General features: G+C 56.5%; 23 protein-coding genes. 10 read left to right on the top strand and 13 right to left on the bottom strand.

Translation table 11 applies throughout. The features are described from left to right. Positions 1 to 14 precede the first annotated feature (14 nt). The 3 genes from E3E36_RS02835 (at position 15) to trxB (ending at position 2,842) form a co-directional block, all read left to right on the top strand. On the top strand, positions 15 to 1,220 hold the full coding sequence (locus tag E3E36_RS02835) for an AAA family ATPase (RefSeq protein ID WP_167893874.1): 1,206 nt from the start codon (positions 15 to 17) through the stop codon (positions 1,218 to 1,220). Positions 1,221 to 1,226: 6 nt separating this feature from the next. Then, positions 1,227 to 1,757 (top strand): metal-dependent hydrolase, encoded by a 531-nt coding sequence (locus E3E36_RS02840; RefSeq protein ID WP_167893875.1) that lies wholly within the window; start codon positions 1,227 to 1,229, stop codon positions 1,755 to 1,757. A 92-nt stretch (positions 1,758 to 1,849) separates the two neighbouring features. Further along, the gene (trxB, locus tag E3E36_RS02845; RefSeq protein ID WP_167894726.1) at positions 1,850 to 2,842 is read left to right on the top strand and encodes a thioredoxin-disulfide reductase; all 993 of its coding nucleotides are present in this window, start codon (positions 1,850 to 1,852) and stop codon (positions 2,840 to 2,842) included. 12 nt (positions 2,843 to 2,854) lie between these two features. Here the strand turns inward: trxB and E3E36_RS02850 are convergent, their stop codons facing one another. The 8 genes from E3E36_RS02850 to E3E36_RS02885 form a co-directional block, all read right to left on the bottom strand. Beyond that, on the bottom strand, positions 2,855 to 4,096 hold the full coding sequence (locus tag E3E36_RS02850) for a phosphoglycerate kinase (protein ID WP_167893876.1): 1,242 nt from the start codon (positions 4,094 to 4,096) through the stop codon (positions 2,855 to 2,857). A 75-nt stretch (positions 4,097 to 4,171) separates the two neighbouring features. Continuing rightward, entirely contained in the window at positions 4,172 to 4,795 is a 624-nt protein-coding gene (locus tag E3E36_RS02855; protein WP_167893877.1) for a hypothetical protein, read from the bottom strand. An 85-nt stretch (positions 4,796 to 4,880) separates the two neighbouring features. Continuing rightward, positions 4,881 to 6,926 carry a metallophosphoesterase gene (locus E3E36_RS02860; RefSeq protein ID WP_167893878.1) on the bottom strand — a complete coding sequence of 682 codons (2,046 nt, stop codon included), beginning with the start codon at positions 6,924 to 6,926 and terminating at the stop codon, positions 4,881 to 4,883. A 32-nt stretch (positions 6,927 to 6,958) separates the two neighbouring features. Next, the gene (locus tag E3E36_RS02865; protein ID WP_167893879.1) at positions 6,959 to 7,591 is read right to left on the bottom strand and encodes a DUF447 domain-containing protein; all 633 of its coding nucleotides are present in this window, start codon (positions 7,589 to 7,591) and stop codon (positions 6,959 to 6,961) included. A gap of 33 nt (positions 7,592 to 7,624) precedes the next feature. Next, complete coding sequence (locus tag E3E36_RS02870; RefSeq protein ID WP_167893880.1) at positions 7,625 to 8,689, bottom strand: ABC transporter ATP-binding protein; 1,065 nt, start codon at positions 8,687 to 8,689, stop codon at positions 7,625 to 7,627. A gap of 10 nt (positions 8,690 to 8,699) precedes the next feature. Beyond that, positions 8,700 to 10,541, bottom strand: coding sequence for an iron ABC transporter permease (locus tag E3E36_RS02875; RefSeq protein ID WP_167893881.1), 1,842 nt, complete (start codon positions 10,539 to 10,541; stop codon positions 8,700 to 8,702). Positions 10,542 to 10,694: 153 nt separating this feature from the next. Then, the gene (locus E3E36_RS02880; RefSeq protein WP_167893882.1) at positions 10,695 to 12,146 is read right to left on the bottom strand and encodes an ABC transporter substrate-binding protein; all 1,452 of its coding nucleotides are present in this window, start codon (positions 12,144 to 12,146) and stop codon (positions 10,695 to 10,697) included. A gap of 86 nt (positions 12,147 to 12,232) precedes the next feature. Then, the gene (locus tag E3E36_RS02885) at positions 12,233 to 13,345 is read right to left on the bottom strand and encodes a CGP-CTERM sorting domain-containing protein (RefSeq protein WP_167893883.1); all 1,113 of its coding nucleotides are present in this window, start codon (positions 13,343 to 13,345) and stop codon (positions 12,233 to 12,235) included. Between the two features lie 123 nt (positions 13,346 to 13,468). On the opposite strand from E3E36_RS02885, the gene E3E36_RS02890 reads away from it, so the two are divergent. From E3E36_RS02890 to E3E36_RS02900, 3 genes are read left to right on the top strand one after another with little or no spacing between them, the layout of a single operon-like run. Continuing rightward, positions 13,469 to 14,596 carry a tyrosine--tRNA ligase gene (locus tag E3E36_RS02890; RefSeq protein WP_167893884.1) on the top strand — a complete coding sequence of 376 codons (1,128 nt, stop codon included), beginning with the start codon at positions 13,469 to 13,471 and terminating at the stop codon, positions 14,594 to 14,596. A gap of 42 nt (positions 14,597 to 14,638) precedes the next feature. Further along, positions 14,639 to 15,133, top strand: a complete 495-nt coding sequence (locus E3E36_RS02895) for an Lrp/AsnC family transcriptional regulator (protein ID WP_167893885.1) — start codon at positions 14,639 to 14,641, stop codon at positions 15,131 to 15,133. 14 nt (positions 15,134 to 15,147) lie between these two features. Further along, positions 15,148 to 17,763 carry a DEAD/DEAH box helicase gene (locus E3E36_RS02900; protein ID WP_167893886.1) on the top strand — a complete coding sequence of 872 codons (2,616 nt, stop codon included), beginning with the start codon at positions 15,148 to 15,150 and terminating at the stop codon, positions 17,761 to 17,763. Between the two features lie 4 nt (positions 17,764 to 17,767). Here E3E36_RS02900 and E3E36_RS02905 read toward each other — a convergent pair whose 3' ends face one another. After that, entirely contained in the window at positions 17,768 to 18,562 is a 795-nt protein-coding gene (locus E3E36_RS02905) for a DUF63 family protein (RefSeq protein ID WP_167893887.1), read from the bottom strand. A gap of 105 nt (positions 18,563 to 18,667) precedes the next feature. On the opposite strand from E3E36_RS02905, the gene E3E36_RS13155 reads away from it, so the two are divergent. The 3 genes from E3E36_RS13155 to E3E36_RS02915 all read left to right on the top strand — a co-directional run bounded on the left by E3E36_RS13155 (position 18,668) and on the right by E3E36_RS02915 (position 19,746). Continuing rightward, on the top strand, positions 18,668 to 18,844 hold the full coding sequence (locus E3E36_RS13155; protein WP_240911755.1) for a hypothetical protein: 177 nt from the start codon (positions 18,668 to 18,670) through the stop codon (positions 18,842 to 18,844). Positions 18,845 to 18,846: 2 nt separating this feature from the next. After that, on the top strand, positions 18,847 to 19,050 hold the full coding sequence (locus E3E36_RS13160; RefSeq protein ID WP_240911757.1) for a hypothetical protein: 204 nt from the start codon (positions 18,847 to 18,849) through the stop codon (positions 19,048 to 19,050). Positions 19,051 to 19,113: 63 nt separating this feature from the next. Next, entirely contained in the window at positions 19,114 to 19,746 is a 633-nt protein-coding gene (locus tag E3E36_RS02915) for a hypothetical protein (protein WP_240911759.1), read from the top strand. Here the strand turns inward: E3E36_RS02915 and E3E36_RS02920 are convergent. After that, a complete protein-coding gene (locus tag E3E36_RS02920; protein ID WP_206203462.1) occupies positions 19,743 to 20,501 on the bottom strand; it encodes an energy-coupling factor transporter transmembrane protein EcfT in 759 nt (252 codons plus the stop codon). The two genes, E3E36_RS02915 and E3E36_RS02920, sit on opposite strands and share 4 nt — an antisense overlap. Further along, positions 20,501 to 21,292 (bottom strand): energy-coupling factor ABC transporter ATP-binding protein, encoded by a 792-nt coding sequence (locus E3E36_RS02925; protein WP_167893889.1) that lies wholly within the window; start codon positions 21,290 to 21,292, stop codon positions 20,501 to 20,503. The genes E3E36_RS02920 and E3E36_RS02925 overlap by 1 nt, the downstream gene beginning before the upstream one ends. A 47-nt stretch (positions 21,293 to 21,339) precedes the next feature. Here E3E36_RS02925 and E3E36_RS02930 point away from each other — a divergent pair, with 47 nt between their 5' ends. Then, positions 21,340 to 21,855, top strand: a complete 516-nt coding sequence (locus tag E3E36_RS02930) for a biotin transporter BioY (RefSeq protein ID WP_167893890.1) — start codon at positions 21,340 to 21,342, stop codon at positions 21,853 to 21,855. 3 nt (positions 21,856 to 21,858) lie between these two features. Here the strand turns inward: E3E36_RS02930 and E3E36_RS02935 are convergent, their stop codons facing one another. Continuing rightward, complete coding sequence (locus E3E36_RS02935; protein ID WP_167893891.1) at positions 21,859 to 22,893, bottom strand: pyrolysin; 1,035 nt, start codon at positions 22,891 to 22,893, stop codon at positions 21,859 to 21,861. A gap of 124 nt (positions 22,894 to 23,017) precedes the next feature. Then, positions 23,018 to 23,611 carry a molybdenum cofactor guanylyltransferase gene (locus tag E3E36_RS02940; protein ID WP_167893892.1) on the bottom strand — a complete coding sequence of 198 codons (594 nt, stop codon included), beginning with the start codon at positions 23,609 to 23,611 and terminating at the stop codon, positions 23,018 to 23,020. Positions 23,612 to 23,633: the final 22 nt, after the last annotated feature.

Here is a 23,633-nt window from a genome sequence, read left to right on the forward strand (position 1 = left end):
CCCGGTGAGTTAAAATGGAAAGAGGTGGCCTTAAGCTTTATCCCTACCAGTCATACGAGGTTTACGGCCTTTCTCGAAACCCCTTTGAACAGCTCGCAAGCGAAGGCATAAGGGACGTTGAGAGCATCCACGTCTACCAGGAGGTGGACATGCGCCTCCAGATGATAGTATCCGAAGTAATAGGCAACAAGAGCTCCATAGCGCTGAGCATAGTCGGCCCCCTCGGGATGGGCAAGACCCAGAGGCTCAAGACCATAGCGAAAGCCATAGAGGAAAACCGGGGCAAGGCGATATACGTAAAGGTAGACACCAACGACATCCTCAAGCTCACCAGGGACATCTTCTACGCCCTCAAACCGCCGAAGGGCAGGACGAACATCTTCCTTGAGAACCTTTCGCGAAAGCTCGGCTTCATCGACAGGCTTGAAAAGATGCTGAGCGACAGGGACGAGTACAAGAGCAGGGACATAGCCGAGCTTTTAACAGAGCAGATGGGCAGGTACCCCTACTGCGCGCTCCTCCTTGACGAGCTTGAGAACATGGGGAGCGCGAGCGAGAGGGAGAAGATACAGTTCTTCGAGATGCTAAGGCACTTCATAAGCAACATGCCGAAGGGCTGTGTGGTGGCGTTTGCCTGCGTTCCTGAAGCATATGAGGAGTACTCCAGGATATTCCCGGCGTTCTTCATGCGCCTCCACTACGAGTTCAGGCTCAGACCAATGAGCCTCGATGAGGCCTACGAGCTGGTCAAGAAGAGGCTCAACCTCGTGAGGATACGGGACACCGACGACCCGATATACCCATTCACAGAAGAGGCGGTAAAGCTCATCCACCAGCTCGGAAAGGGCAACCCGAGGCAGATTCTCCGCCTTCTCCACTACGTGCTTAGTGAAGCCGCAAAACACAAGTTCGACCCGATAGACGACTACGTGGTTACGACGATCCTTGAGGAGCCAAAGAGCCTTGAGGAATACCTCACGAGGATCCCGAAGGACTACAAGGACCTCGTCGAGGCGATAGTCTACGAGTTCAACGGCGGCCCAGTGAGCTACATCCAGGTTGCCAAAACCGTCAAGAGGCCGGGAATACAGGTCTACGACCAGCTCAACGAGCTTATACGGCTCGGCTTTCTTGTCGGCGACCCGAAGGGCAACTACAAGGTTCCGGAGTACGTGAGGAAGTTCCTTGAGGAAGGGCAGGCGGAAAGGGAAGAAGAGTGATGTCCTATGCCGAACTACGACGCCCACGTGCTCAGCGGGGTAGCCAGCTATCCGCTTGTTGTGGCGATGGCGGGCTTTCTCTCCACCAGGGGCATACCCTTCGAGCTGAGCACGATGGCGCTGGTAATAGGCTACGGGCTCTACGTCCTCGGGGCAGACCTGCCGGACATGGACCACCCGAACGCGCTCATCCACCGAGGGGCAAAGCCGATAGTGAGCGTTTTGGTGGGAGGAGCAGCATACATCAACCTTGCCAGCTCGATAAACGTCGGTGAGCAGTGGTTAAACACCGCCGTTGCCTGGGGAATCGCGGTGGCTGCGGCACTGGTAGCGTGGTACGCCTTCACCTGGATGATGCCGGGCCACAGGGGGGTTGTCCACTCCCTACTCTTTGCGGCAGTATACGGTGCTCTGGCCTTCCTGCTCGTCGAGTATGGCCTGGGGATGGGCACAGGTGAGGGATTATACGTCGGCTTCGCGGCCTTCAGCGGCTACACCCTCCACCTGATCCTCGACAGGGATATATCGCTTCTTTAACCCCCTCCATCTTTTTGTCCCCGATTAACCCACGATTGTCCCGCAATGTTTTTAAGTGTTCAACCCAAGGTTAAGAACCGGAGGTGAAGGAGATGTTCAGCCTCGGAGGATTCTCACGCGGAGGAGAGTACGAGAACAAGACCTGGGACGTTCTCATCATAGGTGCCGGACCGGCAGGGTTCACCGCAGCGATATACGCGGCGCGCTTCGGTCTGGAGACCCTCATCATAAGCAAGGATCTCGGCGGAAACATGGCTTTAACAGACCTCATAGAGAACTACCCCGGCTTCCCAGAGGGCATCAGCGGTTCGGAGCTGACCAACAAGATGCACGAGCAGGTCAAGAACCTCGGCGTTGATATAGTCTTCGATGAGGTCGAGAGGATAGACCCGACGGAGTGCGCCTACTACGAGGGCCCGTGCAAGTTCGCGGTTAAGACCAAGAACGGCAAGGAGTACAAGGCCAGGACGATAATCATAGCCGTCGGTGCTGCCCCGAGAAAGCTCCACGTGCCCGGCGAGGAGGAGTTCACCGGAAGGGGCGTTTCCTACTGCGCCACCTGCGACGGCCCGCTCTTCAAGGGCAAGAAGGTAATAGTTGTGGGCGGCGGAAACACTGCCCTCCAGGAGGCGCTCTACCTCAAGAGCATCGGCGTTGATGTGACGCTCGTCCACAGGCGCGACAAGTTCAGGGCCGACAAGATACTCCAAGACAGGTTTAAGGAGAGCGGCATTCCGACGATACTCAACACCGTCGTGACGGAGATCAGGGGCACAAACAAGGTCGAGGCCGTGAGGCTCAAAAACGTCAAAACGGGCGAGGAGACGGAGATGGAGGTCGATGGAGTCTTCATCTTTATCGGCTACGAGCCGAAGACCGACTTCGTCAAGCACCTCGGCATAACCGACGAGTACGGCTACATACCGGTGGACATGCACATGCGCACCAAGGTGAAGGGCATCTTTGCCGCGGGAGACATAACCAACGTCTTCAAGCAGATAGCGGTGGCAGTAGGCCAGGGTGCCATCGCTGCAAACTCCGCCAAGGAACTTCTGGAAGAGTGGAACTCGAAGGTCGTGGAGTGACCCTCTCCCCAACTATTTTACCCCTCCGAGCCTTCCGGAAAACTTCTCATAGCTCAGCCTGAATGCTTCAAGCACCGGCAGCTTTTCCCCCGCAAAGAAGCTCAGCATCGCGCCGCCGCCGGTTGAGACGTGGCTTATCCCGGTGATGTTGTGCTGGTATATGCTGGCTATGCTGTGGCCGCCCCCAACAACGCTGAAGGCAGGGCTCTCGCCGATGGCCCCGAACACGCCGACAGTCCCGACCGCGAAGTCTTCCCTCTCGAAGACCCCCATAGGGCCGTTGGCGACTATTATCTTCGCCCGCATGAGGACATCGCGGTACTTCTCTACCGTCCTGGAGCCTATGTCGAGTATCGGATGCTCGTCGAAGAGACTCTTCTCACCGCTCAGCAGGTCAACCTCAACGCGCTCCCCCCTGTAATCGACGGCGAAATCCACTGGCGTCCTGACGTATGGGTAGAACTCGTCCAGTATCCCCTCCGCCCGCTCGACGAGCTCAAGGAGGCCCCGCTTTGCCATGAACTCCAGGTTGGCGTCGCCGAGGTGGAAGCCCTTGGCGAGTGTGAAGACGTGGGCAACAAGTCCTCCGGTGAGGATAAGGTCGGCGCGGCCGTTCCTCAAGACGTTCTCGGCAACCCTTAGGGAGTCGTCCACCTTTGCCCCACCGAGGACGTAGACCCGGGGGCCCTCCTCCGTCCCGTACGCCCTTGTGAGCGCCTCGACCTCCCTCTCCATGAGAAAGCCCATTATCATGGGCCTGAGCCTGGCAAAGCCGACCAGAGAGGGCTGGCTCCTGTGGGCAGCGGCAAATGCGTCGTTGACGACGTAGTCTATGAGCGGTGCGAGCTTTCTCACGAAGAACGTCCTTTCGCACTCATCAATCGGCATGTACTTGACCTCCTCCGCGGCGAAGCGGAGGTTCTCAAGGATCAGCGCCTCTCCGGGCTTCAAGGTCCTGATCCTCTCACGGGCGTACTTACCAAAGATGTCCTCAACATATTCCACCTCCTGTCCAAGAAGCCGGCTCAGAACAGCCGCATGTTCCTCCGTGGTCGTGTAGTCGCCGCTGTAGGGCTTGCTCTGGTGGGTGCCTATAACGACCTTCGCCCCGTGTTCGAGGAGGTAGATCACCGTCGGAAGAACGGCCCTAAAGCGAGCGTCGCTGATTATCCTCCCGTCCCTCACCGGCGAGTTGAGGTCCGCCCTGAGAAAAACCGTCCTGCCGTGAAAGCTGAAATCGGTGAGCCTGAACATTTCACCACCGCGGGGGTGTTACCCATACCCCGTTAAAAACTTATTTTGAACACCCCAGGTGATAAGAAAGGAAAGCTAGGCCATCAGCATGTTCTCTATCATCTTTATGGCCTCTGCTATTTTGCGCTCGGGCCTCTCCTCGTTCTTGGGTATCTCAAGGTTGATCACAAGGCGCTCCTCTTTGCCCTCCTCGAAGTCGTATATCTCAAGCTCCTCTATTTCCACGTCCTCAAAGATGCTCTCAAGCTCGGGGCTCAGTATTTTCCTGTCGTTGCCGTAGACCTCGACCCTCACCATGTCCTCCGTCGTTGAGGCGACCACTATTATCTCGTAGGAGCCCACCTTTTTTGTGAACCTTATGACGCTCCCGTAGCCCTCGACTTCCTCCCTGAAGCCGAGCTGGCGCATGGTGCTCCGTATGGACTCAGTCCTGCTCTTTATCCTGTTCAGTATCCTCTCACGGAGTTTGTAGCTCTCAAGGAGGGCCTTTTTTATGCCCTCTCCTGCGGCCTCAACCGTGCCCTCCCATATACCGATCACCTTGATACCCGAGGAAGTGGGCTTGAGCTCTATCCTTATGGACTCAACGTCAAAGTCTCGCAGATCATCAATTTTAAGCTCGCCGAGCGTGAGGATTTCAAACTCCATCCTCACCAGGTTTCCGAAGGCCTTGCCTCTGAACTTCACCCTCACCACCATTGGGGGCTTGGGAAGATGGTTTAAAAACTCTTCCATGGGAAGCGCCGCGAGCGCGGCGGAGATGTTAAGATAAAAAGAGAAGGGGTCACTTCCTCCTCCTGAGGAGGAGCGGGACGAGTGCCAGGCCAACAAGGGCGGCCGGACCGCAGGTGGTTCCGGTAGTGCCCTGGGTGGCGCTTTCGGTGGTGCTCTCGGTGGCGCTCGTGGCCGTCGGGGTGGTAGTCTTGGTCGAAGTGGTTCCTCCGACGGTGTAGGTGGTCTCGGCGGTGTTGCCGTAGAAGTCGGTCGCTATGACTTTTATTGTAAAGCTGGCCGCGTCAACACCTGGAACCTCTGTGAAGTAGGTAGCCGAGACCTCCGCGGGCTTCATTGAGAACGCCGGGTACTCCGCTATAACCTTGCCGTCGCTTATTATCTGTACCTTCATGTCCTTGATTCCAACGTTGTCGCTGGCGCTGATGTATACCTTGAAGGCCTTCCCCGGCTTGGGCTTGCTGGGCGAGAGGTAGCCGACCTTGATGTCCGGCGCCTTGGTGTCGGCGCTCTTAACCACTGTTATCTGGCTGATTCCCTCAGGAACGGTGACGTTGAGGAGCATGTAGTAGGTTCCAGCGATTTCCCTCTCTCCGAGGACTGTGTAGGTTATGTTGGTTGCCTGAGGGTCAACCTTGGCCCCTGCGGGTATCTGGAGGACTATCGGACCGCTTATGCTCTTACCGAGCTCGTTGATGAACTTGACCGCCGTTCCGTCCTCTCCGTCCTGGCGGAAGACAATGAACTTCTGCGGAACCGGAAGCGAGACAGGCTTGTCCTTCTCGAAGAGGTTGCTGACAAACGGGAACTCAACGGTGCCGTTTTCATAGACGTAGATGACCTGCGAGCCGTACCAGCTCGGAGTGGTGTAGCCCCTGCTCTGGTCTGCCTGGCTCGGCGGGTTGCTGGTCTTGTCCGGGGCGCCGGTGGTGGTGACGGTGTAGAACCAGTGTTCGTTGCCCTCCTTGTCGATGTAGAGAACCGGCTTGTCCTTGTGGATGTGTCCGGCAAGGACGAGCCTGACGTTGTACTTCTCGACGAGCTGGAGGAAGGTTCTGGCTATCTCGTCGTATTCTCCGTTCTTGCCCTCCCAGTCCCAGCTGATGTACCCGGTGAGGGTCTGCCAGTCACCGTCATCGAAGGCGGTGTAGCCCTTTATGGTTCCGCCCCACTTGCCGTCGGGGGTGCTGTACCAGAACGGGTGGTGGACGAGGACTATCGGTACCTTGTCAGGGTGGCTCTTGAGGACCTCCTCCATCCACTGGAGCTGCTCAAGCTCGGGGTGCCTCTCCTCACCCCTGCTGTCGAGGCCTATGATGATGAAGTCCCCGATGACCTCGTAGAAGTACCTGGGGCCAACGTACTTGCTGTAGTAGGTCGGCGGGTGGTCGTGGTTGCCCTTTATGCTTATGAGCGGAGTTCCTGCCGCGGTTCCGTGGAGTATTGCCTCGTCGAACATCTTGTAGCCCTCGCTGTCGCCGTTGGTATCAACATCATCGCCCGTGCTGATTATGAGGTTGATGACGTTCTCACTCTGCAGGCCTGTCATGGCGTAGTACGTCATGAAGCTGTCAGCGGCGGTGTAGCTGTGCATCGCGTAGGGGTGGTCGCAGTACTGGAGTATCTCGGGAATGCTCTTCTGGAAGTAGTCCCCGCAGACGAATCCCATCTTGGAGCCGCTCGTGACGTGGAGGTCGCTGCCGTGGGCTATCCTGAGAACCGTCGGGGCGTCCTTCATGACCCATACACCGTTGGGGATCGTAATCTCTCCCTTGTCGCTCTTGACCGTGAGGAAGTAGACGTCCGGCGCGGCGTCCTCCGGGATTTTAGCCTTAACGACCCCGTTCTCCGTGCCCACGATCTCCAAATTATACGGCCCATGAAGTATTGAGACTATCTGGAGCTCCTGGATTGTAACACCCTCCGCCGGGTATATCTCTATGACATCACCCGGCATTCCTATCGCCGGTGCTCCCGGCAGGGGCTGAATCAGGATGTCCCCAGGGGTAGCTGGAGTGGCTGCCCAGACTGTGCTCGCCGGAACCGCTGCCAGAGCAAAAAGGGCTATCAACAGGGATATTATTCTCCTGCCCAGCATAGCATCACCAAAATCATCGTGGGAAAAATGGGTTATAAGCTTTCCTTTACTGGGGCCTCGGTGGAATTCTGGCCAAAACTGGCCTCCGCCGTTTCAATCATCCTCCTGGCAAACTCGGAGCGTCCCCCAAAGCGTTTATACATGCGGTAGTTCAACATCACGTCGCCGTAGAGCCTCTTTGCAACGTCGAGTTTTCTGTTTCTAACTGCCACAAGGAGTCTTGTGAGGTGAACCGCCATCTCAAGCAGGTGCATGTCCGCCCTGCTCATCGGCCTTGGCGGCAGAACCCCATCAATCTCCCCCACAGGAGAGAGGGCACACTTCAGAACAGTGGTTGAACCGAGTTCGTCCTCGTGGGGCTCCTCCAGAAACTCAACCCGCCCGTAAACACCTGGGAGGCCCATTACCCAGCGATAACCATCCCTTTCTTCGAACTCAAGCTCCACCGGAAAGTTGAGGGCGAGTTTAACCATGAGTTCCACGTCGTTGGTTATCTGTGTCGAAGCCTTCGGGTGGTCTTTTATTTCCCCTGCGCTCTTCCCCCCGAAGAGCTTGAAAAACAGTTTATTCCCCCTCCTGATGACACCCACTGGGGTTACGTTCGACATCGTGACGAGCAGAACCTCGTAGACCTGGCCCTCGTTGAAGAAATCAATGAGCCCCATGGAACCACCAAAGGGAAGTAGAAAAAGGGGAATTTAAAGCTGCTGCTTCGGCAGGACGATGATGTCGTCCCTGTTCACATAGAACGTTACCGGCTGTGTGGGTCTAAGCCCCACGACATCCCTGTCACTGATGGTTCTGGCTATGATCCTCGTCTCGCCGAAGAGGCCGACGACCTCAATGAAGAAGCCGTAGTACTCAACGAGGTCAACGGTTCCGGTGAAGGAAACGGCGTTCTCCATGGGCTTGAGCTTTATCCTCTCCGGCCTGATTACTATGACGACGTCGTCGCTCTTCTCCGTATAGTGCAGGCCCTCAAGCCTAATGCCCTCGAACTCGACTGTAACTTTATCCCCATCCCTCTCCACGACCTTGGCGGGAATGACGTTGGTCTTGCCCATGAAGCTGGCAACGAACTCCGTCCTCGGAGTCTCGTATATCTCCTTCGGTGTTCCCACCTGCTCGACGGTTCCGACGTTCATGACGGCAATCCTGTCGCTTATGGCCATGGCCTCCTCCTGGTCGTGGGTGACGTAGATGACGGTAATGCCGAGCTCACGCTGGATTCTCCTTATCTCCGAACGCATCTCAAGCCTGAGCTTGGCGTCGAGGTTGCTCAGCGGCTCGTCCAGGAGGAGAACCTTGGGCTCGACGACGAGTGCCCTCGCTATTGCGACACGCTGCTGCTGACCTCCGGAAAGCTGGGTCGGGTAGCGGTCCGCGAAGCCCTCGAGCTTGACGAGTTCGAGGGCCCACTCGACCTTCTTCTTTATCTCGTCCTTCGGGAGCTTCTTGAGCTTGAGTCCGTAGGCGACGTTGTCGAAGACCGTCATGTGGGGCCACAGGGCGTAGTTCTGGAAGACGAGCACCGCACCGCGCTTGCTGGACGGGAGGTAGGTGACCTCCTCGTCGCCGAAGTGTATGGTGCCGCTGTCCGGGAAGTCGAGACCGGCTATTATTCTCAGCGTCGTTGACTTTCCACACCCGCTCGGTCCGAGCAGGGTGAAGAGCTCCCCCGCCTTGATGTGAAGGTCTATTCCCTTGAGGGCGACGGTTTCTCCAAAGGTCTTGACTATGTTTTCGAGCTTAACGTCAACCATCCCAACCACCTCATGTGAGGCCTATGAAGGAGTACCTCTGCTTGGTTATCACGTTAGCAAGGACTATGGCGATTATCTGAACCGTCATGAGGAACACGCCCAGAGCTGCCGCCAGGTTGGCGCTTCCGACGGCGCTGGTCATCAGCTCCACCATCCTTGCCGTTATCGGGTAGTAGTCCGGGTTGATGGAACCGAGGGTGATGCCGACGCTGGTCTCGCTCATACAGTAAACGAAGCTCAGCATTGCACCTCCGAGGAGGTTCAGTAGTATCAACGGTATCAGTATCCCCGTGAGGGCCTTCCATCTGCTGGCCCCGAGGTTCAGTGCGACCTCCTCAAGCGAGACGTGAACCTGCTGGATTCCAGCGGAGATGGAGCGCGCCGCGAAGGGCAGACGCCTTATCGAGTAGGCCAGCACTAGCACCATCGCCGGGTTGAAGCCGAGCAGGTTGGTCGGGTCGAGGGGCGTGTCAGGGAACACCTTGGCGAAGAAGAAGAAGTAGCTCATGGCGATGACTATTCCCGGAACCGCTATGGGTATCGTGGCGAGGCTGTCGAGCACCGGGCCAAGCTTGCTCTTCTTGAACCTGCTGGACGCGTAGGACGCCGTGAGGGACAGGAGGATGATGACCACTATGGCCACGGTGGAGTACATGATGCTGTTGAGGATTACCCTCTCAATGTCCGGCTGAGTTATGATGCTCTTTATGTGGGCGGTTGTGAAGCCATCGGGCCACGTGCCGGCCCAGCTCTTGCTAAACGCAAGAAGAACAACACCGATCTGGGGGAAGATTGATATAAGGAGCATCGGCAGAACAACGAAGTATATGAGGACAGCCTGCCAGCCCTTGGGCTTGGCCACACGGGGCTTCCACCTTCCACCCTTGCTGATCATTGCGTACTGCCTCATGCTGACGTACTTCCTGATGCCAAGGAACATTAGTATCGCTATGGTGAGCATTATGAGGGCCAGCGCGGCGAGCTGGGGGCTTCCGACGTTGAAGCCGCTGGTGAACGCGCTGTAGATCTGGAAGGACATGAGCTTCCTCGCAAGCGGGTTGCCCTGGAAGACTATCGGCGCAGCGAGATCCTCAAGGCTGAATATGCCGACGAGGGTCGCTCCCGCCGCGATTCCAGGAAGCGCGAGGGGGAACGTCACCGTTCTGAAGAGGTGGAATCCCCTGCTCCCCAGGTTCTCGGCCTGCTCCTCAAGGGTGGGGTCAATGTTGATGAAGCTGGCGTAGGCGTTGAGGTAGACGATTGGGTAGTATGTCATGGTCTGGGCGACGATTACACCAACGAGGCCGTCGATAACGATTCTGTGCGGGAACACGTGAAGGATGTCGTAGAAGAGCCAGTTGATAAGTCCGTCCGGGAGGAACATCTTCTTGACGATGAAGACGTTCACGAAGGGTGTGACGAGGAGCGGGACGAAGAGGAGGATTCTGACGATGTTCTTGCCCGGAAAGTCGTAGCGGGCCATGACGAAGGCGAAGATTGTCCCCAGAATCGTCGTCAGTATCATGACGCTGACGGAGACTATTATCGAATTCAGGATGACGCCGAAGTCCACGCCCTGGACGTAGTATATCTGCTCGCCGTTGGGCATCGTTATCAGCTGCGAGAACGTCCCTTCGGGACGGAAGCTGATGTAGTAATCTGAGGTCAGTATGCTCGTGAACCAGTGGAGTGAGAAGTGGCCGTTGTACTCAAAGGCGACCGCCAGCATTGCCAGCACGGGGATTATTAGGAACGCCACGAGGTACAGAAGGGGCAGCAGGAACGATGCAGTCACAACAGGGTCGAAAATAGGCGTTCCAAAGAGCCTCTCGCTCCACTTGCTAACTTTCATGGGTTATCGACCTCCCGTTCTCTTTGTGCAACACTCCTTTGCTTCTCACATGGTCTCGAGGGGCCTATTTAAACGTTTCCAAAGCATTCTTGCGCTGAACGCATAGAAATTCGGAAAGATGAAAGGGGATAATTTTCAGAAAAATGTCAAAAATCATCCGGTGAGCTTCTGGAGGTCCTGGAGCACCTTGTTGTACTTGTCCATGGCGGCCTGGCGCCAGGCCTGGACGAGCTGGTCCTGGAAGTTCCTGTCCTTTACAATCCTGTCGTTGATGCTCTTGGCGTACTCCTCGGTGAAGGTGACGGTCTTGCCGGTCTCCGGATCCTTGAACTGTATCGGCGCGGTAAGTTCGTCCTTGAGCTGCTCGAACTGCTCCTTGGTTATCTTCCCGTCCCTGTATGCCTGGACTATGGCGACCCACGCGTTGTGGAGCTGCTGGTTCGGGTCAACGAGGGTAGCTTTGAAGTAGTACTGGAGGGCGCTTATCGTCTCAAGGGCCCTCTTGTCATCGAACGGGATTCCCTGGGCGCTGGTGGCATCCTCGTACGCCTTCTTGAGGGCGGGCCTGGCCTCGCCGTACGTCTGGCCCTCATGCTGGCCCTTGAATATAACGTCGGCATAGGTCTTGGTTATCTTCATGTCAAATATCTGCGGGTTGATGGGCAGCCTGTTGACGTCCGGACTCATCCAGACGGCCTGGCCCTCGGTGAGAACCCAGTAGATGAAGGCCTGGGCAGCCTCCGGGTGCTGTGCCTTGGCAAGGAGTGCTATCGGGTCGCCGTTGATGATGCTCTCTCCCTTTGGAACGACATAAACACAGTCAGGGTTCTGCTGCATGGCGGTGTATCCATAGAAGTCTATTGTGTTTCCGGCGGCAATCTCGCCGTTGATGACGGCGTCCCTAACGGCATCGCTTGCCATGTACACCTTGGAGTTGGCCGCTATGAGGGTCATGATGCGCCATCCCTGATCCCATCCAAAGGCCTGGAGGATGATCTGGTATATCCTCGTGTTCGAGGTGCTCCTGGTCGGGTCGGCTATACCGTACTGGGGCGGGTTGAGTGCCCAGTTCTCGCTGGCAACGTCTTCCCACTTCTCAGGCATCTGGAGGTTCCACTTGGCGAGCTGCTTCTTGTTGACGGTGAAACCGAAGGATGAGAGGGCCGCGGCTATCCAGTACACCTTGTCCCCGTCCTTCCTAACCATGGGCATTCCAGCAAGCTCGGTCGGTATCGGGTTGCCGAGAAGGTCGAGTATCTTCTTATCGGTTATCGGGGCAAGGTATCCCGCTTTGTAGAGGTCGTCGAAAAGTGTCGGACCTCCACCCCATCCAACATCGGCACCCTTCTGGATGTAGCTCGGCCAGAGGCTCTCCGGGACCTTGATGAACTTGAGGTCCTCTATGTTGTACTCCTTGGCTATGTCGCTCTGAAGGAAGGCCTGCTTTACCATGTACTGGATGGTGGCATCGTGCCTCGTGACGACAACGAGGGTTATCCCTTCGCCGGATGTCCCTGTGGAGGTCTCCCCACCACCTATACATCCGCTGGCCACTATGCTGAGTGCAAGAAGAAAGATTATACCCACCGACGCCAGCTTTTTCATTTTTACCACCCTGCTATGTCAATCAGCTGAAGTTGGCAAAACCCAATAAAAAATTAATGGTTCAAAGGACAAAAGAAAGGAAGGGGTCACTTCCTCCTCCTGAGGAGGAGCGGGACGAGTGCCAGGCCAACAAGGGCGGCCGGACCACAGGTAGTTCCTTCAGTCTCGCCGCCGGTTTCGCTGGTCTCGGTGGTTTCGCCTGTTTCGCTGGTGGTCTCACCGGTCTCGGTTGCGGTCTCCTTGCCGAGCTCGCCCTGGACGTAGACGGCCCACTTGATGAAGTTGGTGACGAACTGCGGGCCATCGAGCTGGACACCGTGGTACTCGGGGCTCCACATGGGCTCGTAGCCGCCGTAGGGAGTCTCACCGCTGACGATGAGGACGTTCTTGAGGTCCGGGAAGAGCTGGACGGCCATAAGCGGGAACTGCCCGGTGTCACCAGCGGTGTAAGCGTTGGCGGCCGGGTCAGTGTTCTCAACGATCTGACCGTCCTGGCTGCTGGTGACGATCACATAGATGTTCTCAATGCCTCCCTCAACCGGGAGGGGCTTCCAGTCGCCGTTCTCATCGTAGTAAGCGACAACACCCGGGCCGTGGAAGAGAACCTTTCCGCCGTTGGCAAGATCCTTGGTTATCATGTCCTTCTCCGGGGTGTCTGAGTCCGGGTTGACGAGGCCTATGACACGGTATCCAGCACCTGCGTTGCTGGTGGCGTCCTCAACTGAAGCCTGGTCAACGCGGAGGTTCGCACCGATGGCATCGAGAATAGTGTCTGCGAAGTCAATCCTGTTCGGGCCGTCGCCGTAGTCCGAATCGGCGGCGATCCAGAGGATCCTGTTGCCGTCGTTCCACCACTGGACGATAGCCTGTATTTCATCCGGGCTGAACGCCTGGCTCGGCTGCCCGAGGATGAGGAAGTCAACATCCTTAATCGCGTCGTAGGTTATCTTGTCGCCGACGTTCTGGATTCCAAGGGTGTCGGCAGCTGCCGGGTCGCCGATGTAGACCCAGTTGAAGTCGCTGAGGGTCTTTATCATTCCCTCCGCGAGGACGTTGCCGTCCTTGTCGGTCAGAACTGCCAGGCCCTTGTCGCTCTCGCCGTGGGCGAGGTCAACGCCGATTGTCGTTGCACTTGCCATGGCAAAACCAAAAACACCAAAGAACACAAACACTGCCATTATTATTGCAGCCTTCCTCATGGTATCACCGGGTTATTTACGCTCCATGAAGTTATAAATCTTATGAATCCGAACTTTAACAGGCCGGAAAAACTTCCGCAAAGTCCTTAAAGGCTTGCATCGTTTTCGCTTCAGGTGGTGTGTATGGACATTGAGAGGAAAATAGAACTTATCAAGAGGAAGCCCACGGAAGAGCTCCTGACGGAGGAGAACCTCAGGCACCTCCTTGAAGTGGGAGTCCCAATGCAGCACTACATCGGATTTGAGATAAGCGGTTACATTCACCTCGGAACCGGGCTTATGGCTGGAGCAAAGATAGCCGACCTCCAGAAGGCGGGGGTTAAGACGAGGATATTCTTAGCTGACTGGCACAGCTGGATCAACGACAAGCTGGGTGGGGATTTGGAGGTCATCCAGAAGGTGGCACTCACCTACTTCAAGGAGGGAATGAAGCAGAGCATAAAAGTCATGGGCGGCGACCCGGAGAAGGTCGAGTTCGTTTTGGCGAGCGAGATACTTGAGAAGGGCGACTACTGGCAGACGGTGATAGACATCTCCAAGAACGTCACCCTCGCGAGAATGATGCGCTCGATAACGATAATGGGCCGTCAGATGGGTGAGGCCATAGACTTCGCCAAGCTCATCTACCCGGCGATGCAGGTGGCGGACATCTTCTACCAGGGGGTCACGATAGCCCACGCCGGAATGGACCAGAGGAAGGCCCACGTCATAGCCATCGAGGTGGCACAGAAGCTCAAGTACCACGCCCTCGAATGGAAGGGCGAAAAGCTCAAGCCGGTCGCTCTGCACCACCACCTCCTCCTGGGCCTACAGGAGCCGCCGGTCTGGCCAATAGAGAGCGAGGAGAAGTTCAAGGAGCTGAAGACCCAGATGAAGATGAGCAAGAGCAAGCCTTACTCGGCGGTCTTCATCCACGACACGCCGGAGGAGATAAAGCAAAAACTCAGGAAGGCCTTCTGCCCGGCCAGGGAGGTCAAGTACAACCCCGTCCTCGACTGGGCGGAGTACATAATCTTCCGCGAGGAGCCGGTCGAGTTTACAATCCACCGCCCGGCGAAGTTCGGCGGCGACGTTACCTACACGACCATTGAGGAGCTCAAGAGGGACTTTGCCGAGGGCAAGCTCCACCCGCTCGACCTCAAGAACGCGGTGGCAGAATACCTTATTGACCTCCTCAAGCCCGTCAGGGACTACTTCGAGAGGCACCCCGAGCCGCTTGAGCTCATGAACCAGGTGAAGATAACCCGCTGATTTCGTTTTTCTTACCATTTATCCCTTAATCTGGTGGGGGCCATGCCGGGAATAGACGAGAAGGACAGGGAGATACTCAGAATCCTCCGGGGTGAGGGAAGGGTAACCCTCACAGAGCTGGGCAGGCGCGTGAACCTGTCCCCCGCCAGTGTCAAGAACCGGCTGGAGAAACTTGAGAAGATAGGTGCCATTAGAGGCTACTCGACGGTTGTGGATCCGGCGTTTCTGGAGGAATACGTTTCAGTCTTCTTCGAGCTTAAGCTGGCTATAGACGACCACACCGTCGACCCAATACTGAGAAAGGTCGCGGGGATGGAGAACGTTGAGTCTGTTTACAGGAGAAGCGGGGAGAAACAGATACTGATCAAGGCCCACTTCCATGATACTGACGGGGTCAAAGCTTTCGCGGGAAGGCTCAAGCGCATCTTTGGCAAGAACCTGGAGAGGGTTGAGGTTACTCTCATCATTGAGACCTTCAAGGAGAACTGGATAATCAGCGGAAGGGGAGGAGGCACTGGATCGCGGGGAAGGCACTGAAAGGGGAGATAGCGATGCTCTTTGTCGTGAGGCCCGGAAGAAAGAAAAACGAGCTTGAGGCTTTCTTTATTGAGAACGAGCCCGAAAAGCTCTCACAGATGAGGAACCTCAAAGCCGATGCTATATACCGCTTCATAATGCGCGAGGGGAGGCTCTTCAAGGTACTGGAGGGAAGCCAGTACAGGAACCCAAAGGAAACTGAGAAGCTCCTCCGGGGGGCGAGGATAGTCCTGGTGAACGCCGACGAGTGGGAGGACTACTTCAAGCGCAGGCTCCAGAACAAGCGCGTGGAGAGGGCGGAACTCTGCCGCCTCTGCCTTCTGGAGGGTAAAATCACCGTCCTCACCGAGGGGAACCGCATTAAATACCAGGGCGAGTACATCTGCGAGAGGTGTGCGGAAGACGAGCTGAAGAGGGAGCTCCGCTTCAGGTTCAGGAGCACGGCCATGTTCGACCAGGCCAAGAAGCTCCTCGAACGCTTCCGCGATCTCGACAAGGTTCTCTACGCCTTCGACCCGCGCTTTGACCCCACCAGGCACCCGGAGATAACCAAGTGGGACGAGCTGAAGGCGAAGCACGTCAGGGTGGAGAAGGTAAAGGTTGATGAGCTCGACCTCCCGGAGAAGTTCAAATCCGTTCTCAAAGCGGAGGGAGTCAATGAACTTCTCCCCGTCCAGAGCTTGGCGGTAAAACATGGCCTCCTTGAGGGTGAGAGCCTTCTCGTAGTCTCTGCCACTGCGAGCGGTAAGACCCTCATCGGCGAGCTGGCGGGAGTTCCCAAGGCCATGAAAGGCCAGAAGATGCTCTTCCTTGTCCCCCTCGTTGCCCTGGCAAACCAGAAGTACGAAGACTTTAAGCGGAGATATTCCAAGCTCGGCCTCCGCGTGGCCATTAGGGTCGGGATGAGCAGGATTAAGACGAGGGACGAGCTGGTTGTGGTTGATACTGGAATAGACGCGGACATAATCGTTGGAACCTACGAGGGAATAGACTACCTCCTCCGCGCCGGCAGGAAGATCGGCAACGTCGGAACCATCGTGATAGATGAAATCCACATGCTAGACGACGAGGAGCGTGGACCAAGACTGGACGGTTTAATTGCAAGATTGAGGAGGCTCTACCCAAATGCCCAGTTCATAGGTCTGAGCGCCACCGTCGGGAACCCTGGCGAGCTGGCCAGAGAACTCGGGTTGAAGCTGGTGCTCTACGACGAGAGACCGGTCGATCTGGAGAGGCACATAATCATAGCGAGGAACGAGAGCGAGAAGTGGCGCCACATAGCGGTTCTCTGCCGTGCAGAGGCGAACAGGAAGTCAAGGCAGGGCTACAAGGGGCAGACGATAGTCTTCACATTCTCGCGCAAGAGGACGCACGAGCTGGCCGCTTACCTCACGAGCAAGGGGCTCAAGGCGAAGCCCTACCACTCCGGCTTACCTTACAGACAGAGAAAGCTCACCGAGATGGAGTTCCAGGCCCAGATGCTCGACGTTGTGGTTACAACCGCCGCCCTCGGGGCCGGGGTGGACTTTCCAGCTTCGCAGGTCATCTTTGAGAGCCTTGCAATGGGCAACAAGTGGCTTACTGTTAGGGAGTTCCACCAGATGCTCGGAAGGGCCGGAAGGCCCCTCTACCACGAGAAGGGGAAGGTCTACCTCATAGTCGAGCCCGGGAGGAAGTATTCTGCCCAAATGGAAAGCTCGGAGGACGAAGTTGCATTCAAGCTTCTCACCGCACCGATTGAACCTGTCCTCGTCGAGTGGAGCGACGAGCTTGAGCAGGACAACGTTCTGGCCCACTCCTGCGTCTTCAACCGCCTCGACGTCATCGAGGAGGTTCAGGAAAAGTGCCTCGGTGCCAACCAGAACGCCGAGAAAGTCCTTGAAAAGCTTGAGGAGTTCGGCTTCGTCCGGCTTAGAAGGCCGGTTGTTGAGGTCACGCCCTACGGAAGGGCCGTGAGCATGAGCTTCCTCCTCCCGAAGGAGGCAGCGTTCATAAGGGATAACCTCGGAAAGAAGCCGGCCCAGTGGATAGCCGTCAAGCTCCTCCCCTTCGAGAACCTCTACCTGAGCGGGACGCTCCAGAGGGAGCTTGAGGGGGCAGTTAGAGGAAGGCTGAGTGCAAACGTCTTCTCCCCGAGCTTTGCCTCGATACTCGATGAACTGGATAAAGTGATTCCCGAGCTGAGCCCCAACGCGGCGGAGAGGCTCTTCACGATTTACCAGGAGTTCTTCATGTGTCCTGAGGAGGACTGCACCGAGCACGCGATGGAGCGCGTGAGCAGCATGATAATCGAGCTGAGGAGAAACGGAAAGCACCCCACGCAAATAGCGGAGCACTTCAGGAAGGTCTACGGGCTGATAGTCTATCCGGGCGACGTCTTTACTTGGCTCGATGGCATTGTGAGGAAGCTTGAAGCGATAGAGAGAATCGCGAGGGTCTTCCGCGTAAGGAGTGCCGAAGAGGAGGCAAAGGTTCTGAGGCGGGAGATTGAAGAGGGCAGGATGATACGCCGGGACTACGGAGGTAAGAGGGGTTACCAAAGGCCTGCAAGCCAGAGAGACCAAGGAAAACAGAGAACACGGAACCAGACCTGGAAAAGGCCGGATGGAAGAGGAAAAAGGAACGGCTGAAGGCTCAGCCTCCTATCTGGAGCACCAGCTGGGCCGGGTCCCTTATGGCCGGGCCTAAGCCGAGGATGTATATTGCGAGGTACCAGAAGCGCCTCTCCTCTTCGTCGGGCACAAGGTACCTGAGCCCGTAGTAAACCACCACAAGTATCAGTGTTATCCACGGGTAGTATGAGTACGCCCCCAGGTAGTTCACCAGGATGTTTTCCAGCCAGTGCACCTCGCGGTAGCCGTAAAAGTGGATGGCTACGACGGTCGAGGCTATATCGAAGTAGTGGGCGAGAACCGGGTAGAGGTAGAGCCTGTCAAAGGGCTTCCACCGGTAGAACGCAAAGACTGCGGCAAAGCTGACTGCGGTGTGGATGAGAGTCAGCCCGTAGGGCTCCCAGCTCTTGGCGTTGGTCACCAGGAGGTAGTTGGCCCAGAGCGCCAGCAGTGCTCCCCAGGCAAGCGTTATTTTCGGGTATGTGCCCATTTTTGCGTCCGCCGCGAGGGCGGGGAGTATCAGGAGGAATGCCGTGAAGAATATACCAGGAGTCAGTATGAGGGGGTTCTTCGGAAGAACTCCCCCGTCAACGAGCGCCCTCACCGTCGAGCCGAACACTACCATGGGCGTGACGGCCAGGAAGAGCCTCTCATCGACCTTTATCCTGAGGGGCTTAATTATATACTTATATGAGTATATCACTCCAAACCCCAGCAGGAGGGCATAGACGAACGTGTTGACCGGGTTGTATCCGCTCCTCGTGAACATCGGCTCCCAGAAGTAGCGGTAGAGAAAGTCCACTAGGGATTCCAGCATTTTTTCACCCCTAGTTTGAACGGGTTTTCAGGTTTAAAGGTCTTTTGGGACAGAAATGGGAAGATTAATAACCCCTCAGGGACACGTAAGTTCTGAGGTGATACGATGTACGGTCCGGGCGTCGTCGCCGCAATGGGTACCGCGGGAGTATTTGCCTTCCTGCTGGGCCTGTTCATAGCGGCGGTATTCCTGTCCCTTGCGGGCAAGCTGGTCGGGATTGAAAAGGCTTCCATCGGCAGGTCCATGATAGCGATACTGGGCGGCGGTATCGTCCCGGCATAGTGATGGTGGCGGTTGCGACGGTTTTTGCACCCCTCGCCCCGGTACTGGCCCTGATAGCGTACCTGTGGGTCATAAAAACAGTGTTTGACACCGACTGGTTAAGGGCGTTCCTAGCGTGGCTGCTATCGGCGATAATCGCGGGTCTTGTCATGGTGGTGCTGGCGCTGGTGGGTATGTTTGCCGTCGGGGGCATGGCCCACCCATGAGCTTCCATTTAGCCTTTTTGGTTCTGAGTAAGGTATAAATATCCCCAGCACCTAGACCCTTTGATGCGTATGTTCTTCAAACCGGCCGAGCTCCAGCCAAGGGAGATCAAGCCCTTCGATGCGTTTCCCCTCGCGTTTGCCGAGGGGAGCATGTCAGCTATGATAGCGGCCGATGAGCTCGCCGAGACCGTCTTTCTGTACCACCTTATGGCCAACTCCCTCGGTGATGGCCCCGTTTACCATGTCGGCCCGGGCAGTCCCTCGCTCAAGCTCCTTAGGAAGCTTACAGAGGACGTCTCGAACCTCTACGCCGGGAACGTCTATTCCGTTGACGAACTCGTTGATGCGCTTAAGGTCGTGGACGACGGCTCCCTCGTCATTGTTTCCCGCTTCCCCACCCTTCTTAACCGCTCCGCGGAAAGGCTCGTGGAGATCCGGCGAAAGGTGGATAAGAAAGGCCTCGTTCTGGTTCTCAGCCACTCGACCATAGAGCTCAACGAGCTCGACCTTCCTGGAGAATTCAGGCGGTTCTATGACCTCCCGGAGATCTTTGATGTCCTCGCCGTACTGAGAACCAGCTCCTACCGCGGCCACCACAGGTTCAACATCACCGTCCTCAAAGCTCCCCCAGACCACGTCTCCAGCGTTGGGGATCACTCAATTCCGGCCGACTCCCTCGTAAAGCATATACTTTAGCCGTAGATATCAATGTGCCCGAAACCGAGAACGTAGCGGACATAGACGGCAGCAATAAACAGCAGCAGCACAATGCCAGCCGCGACGAAGTCCCTCCGCGTCATCCGGATGTCGTAGAGAGCCGTCCTCTTTCTCCCAGCCCCAAAGCCCCTGCTCTCAAGGGCGATGCTTAGCTCATGGGCGGTCTTCAGGGAGGCAACAAGAAGGGGGATCAGCACAGCACTCATGCGCTTCACCCTGACGAAAACGTTTCCCTTCTCTACCTCCCACCCCCTGCTCTTCTGGGCGTCCATTATCTTGCTGGCCAGGAGGTACAGAGTGGGTATGTAGCGCAGGGCTATAGAGACCGTCAGCCCGAACTCGTAGGGCATCCCCAGCTTCACAAAGGCCAAAACGAGCTCCTTCTGAGGGGTCGTCATGAGAAGGACGAACGTGAACAGGGCTATCGTCAGCAACCGGAAGGAGAAGGACACCCCCAGCACAAGGCCCTTGAGGCGGGGCTCATAGATAACCGGCCACAGAACAACGGTTATCGCCACCAGGGGGAGCAGGGGCTTCAGGAGGTGCATCTGCCTCCGAACGGGGATCCCCCCCAAGAACCGCCCGTAGAGGATCGTGGCGGCGAACATGGGAAGGAGAACCGCTGGGTCGTTGAACAGTAGGGTCCCGGCTATGCCAGCGCCCGCGGCCAGCAGTTTGACGCGGGGGTCTAGACGGTGGAGCACCGAGTCGCCACCGGAGTAGAACGAGTACATCACTGCCCCCCACCCCCAATGCGGGATACCAGCTCACGGACGCTCCTTACGAACCCGGCACCCATTTTTTCGCTTATCCTCAGCAGTCCGGGCTTTTCAAGGCCATAGTGGTGGAGATCTATGGTGAAAAACTGCTCTACCGGGCCGTCAAATACTTTCTCACCCTCGTAGAGTAGAACCACCCTCTCGGCAAGCTCAAGAACGAGCTCCATGTCGTGCGTTATGATGAGCACACCATGCCCCTCCGAGCGCAGACGCGTTACTACCTCCGCAACCTCCCCAGCGCCCTTTGCGTCCAGTCCGGTCGTGGGCTCGTCCAGGATGAGGTACCTCGGCTTCATGGCCAGGACGCATGCTATTGCCAGCCTCTGCTTCTCTCCACCGCTCAGGGAGTAGGGGGTTCTTTCCTCATAGCCTTCAAGGCCGACCATGCCGAGCGCCCATCTGACACGCCTCTCAACTTCGTCCCCACTCAGACCGAGGTTTTTTGGCCCAAAAGCAACTTCCCTAAAAACGTCCTCTTCAAAGAACATGTGCTCCGGGTTCTGAAAAACGTAGCCGACCACCCGAGACAGCTCCGCCACGGTATGCTCGCGCGTGTCCATACCGTCCACGGTAACGCTGCCCCGGGTTGGCTTGAGGAGGCCGTTGAGGTGCTTGGCCAGGGTAGTTTTCCCGCTGCCGTTAGGGCCAACGAGGGCTACTATCTCACCCCCCATCGTAAAGTCCACGCCCCTCAGGGCCTCCCTGCCGTTCTCGTAGATGTGCCAAAGGTTTTTAACCGCGATCATCGTGGACGTTTCAAGTTACGACCTTAAAAACTTGAGGGGTGGCTCGGATGAACTCACGGGATGTCGCTTTCGCAGGTCTCTTCGCCGCTCTGACTGCAGTCGGTGCCCAGATAAGCATCCCCATAGGCCCAGTGCCTTTAACGCTCCAGGTTTTCACAGTACTCCTGAGCGGACTGATCCTCGGGTCAAGGCTCGGTTTCCTGAGCCAGGCGGTGTACCTCTTCATGGGCGTCGTGGGGATCCCTGTGTTTGCGAACGTCCAGGGGGGCCTGGCGGTTATATACGGCCCCACAGGGGGCTATCTCGTGGCGTTCCCCCTGGCGGCATTTCTGGCCGGTTATGTGGCCGAGAGGAAGGACTCCCTGGCCGCAATGGTGGCCGGCTCTGTCATCGCGATCGCCGTAATATACGCCCTTGGATGGCTGAGGCTGGGGCTTCTGATGGGCAACGACTTCAAAAAAGCGTTTTTCATAGGGGTACTACCATTCATACCGGCCGACCTGGGAAAAGCCCTCGTGGCGGCGGCTGTAGCTAAAACAGTAAAAAAGTGGGGGGTGTTGTGAGGCTCACCTCCCCAGTGCCCCTTCTATCGTTTTTAGTGCCCTTCCCTGGTACAGCGCGGCCCACCTGAGATCGTCAAAAATATGAACCCTCGGAAAGTTTCCTACGACCGGCCCGTACTTGGTCACGTTCGCGTAGTGGAGGGTGGCCGTCCGGTTGAGCTCCCTGGAACGCATGAGGGTCACGTTGTCCACTCCCTGGATAACGGCCTCCGCGTAGGCCGTGTTGTACCTCCGGAGGGCGCTTTCGTACGCCATGTAATAGTAGAGGTTGTATGTTATCAGCAGGCTCATCGCTGAGGGATACACCGGCCCCACAATGGGCTGGATAGTCTCCGAAGCTGCAAGATTACCCCCTATTGTTTCGATGTAGAACGCCCTCCACTCAGGCCCCCCTCTGGCGACGCTGTACTCTACGGTCAGGCCGGTAACGAAAACCTTACCGTTTCCGAGGGTGTATATCGCGGTACTTGGCTTGCCGTAGTCGGGAGTTCCCGCGGGTGCCTGGACGGTTATTATCTCTGCATCGGCCGGGAGGCCAACAAAGTAACCGTGGCTGGCGTAGCTGCTGTAGAGCATCGTGTTGTTGGCGACTACGTAATCGTAGTTCGAATAGCTCCGCACTATCGTGACGTTTCTGGGAAGAGGCGTCGTCCAAAGCCCGCCGTTCCATCCCCAGTTGGCGGCATGGATTTCAAGAACCTTTCCGGCCTTCACGTAGTCTTCCAGCTTGCCCATCTGGGGGCCTATCTCATCGTAAAAACTCTGGGGCTGGTCGCTGATGATGATAATCATGTCATACGTGTCTATTAGATCCTGAGCCGTTTTGTTCTGAAGCTCAGTACTCGTCATGACATCGTACGGGACGCCCATGTCAGTGAGAGTGTCCTCAACCGCCGGCGAGTTCCATGCATCTACGTTCTTCAGTATCAGCACGTTGTATTCGCTTAGCGGTTTTGCAGAAACGGAAGCGGGCCCTAACACGGCCATCAAACTAAACAGTACGAGCAGCGATAGCGCTGCGCTCAGAATTTTCTTCATAACAACCCTCTCCTTTTGGTCCGAACCAGGCAGAAGGGTCCTTTGAGGGAGACTCCCACCTTAGATTATTATAGATTTTATAGTACTTAAGCATTTCTGCACATAATTGGATATTTTCCAAAAATTATTCGGCGGTTTTTTCCAGGGTCTTTTCCGCAAAGATAACATCAAAGGAGCGTCTCACCCTGAAAAAGCTGAGCGTTACCTTGGGGTTCCTCTTCGCCAGCTCCTCAATAGGCAGTGGCTCGTAGTCAAGGAACTCCGTTATTCTACTCAGGCTTTTGTAACCTTCTGCCAGTGCCGCTTCTATAGCATCCTTCAGCGCGTCGGATTCATAAACGGCGTGCGTTATCTCCGCAGTCCCGTCGCGCCAGACCGGTATCAGCGCCTCGGGCTCGTTCTCGTAGAAGAGTCCGATCATGTAGTTTACGAGGAAGGGCATTATCAGTGGCATGTTGCCCTCGGCGAGGAAGAATGGTTCAGACGGCATGGCCTTCAAAAGCGCCTCCATCCTACTCCTCGCGGAAACGGGAATGGGATTCAAGACGTGGAGGGAATAGGTTCTGAGCTTGTCCTTTCTGACCACCGTTAGGACATCATCTATTCTCTTGCTCATCAAAAGTCTCCGCTCCGTGAGCCTGACGACCGGCTCATCTGCAACGGGCAGAGTGTAGTTCTCCCACCGCTTCTCCGGAAACGCCATGACCACTGCCCGCATGGAGAAGGGTCTCCGCTCGCCT

It is taken from the genome of Thermococcus sp. M36 (genome assembly GCF_012027355.1).
GTDB lineage: Archaea > Methanobacteriota_B > Thermococci > Thermococcales > Thermococcaceae > Thermococcus.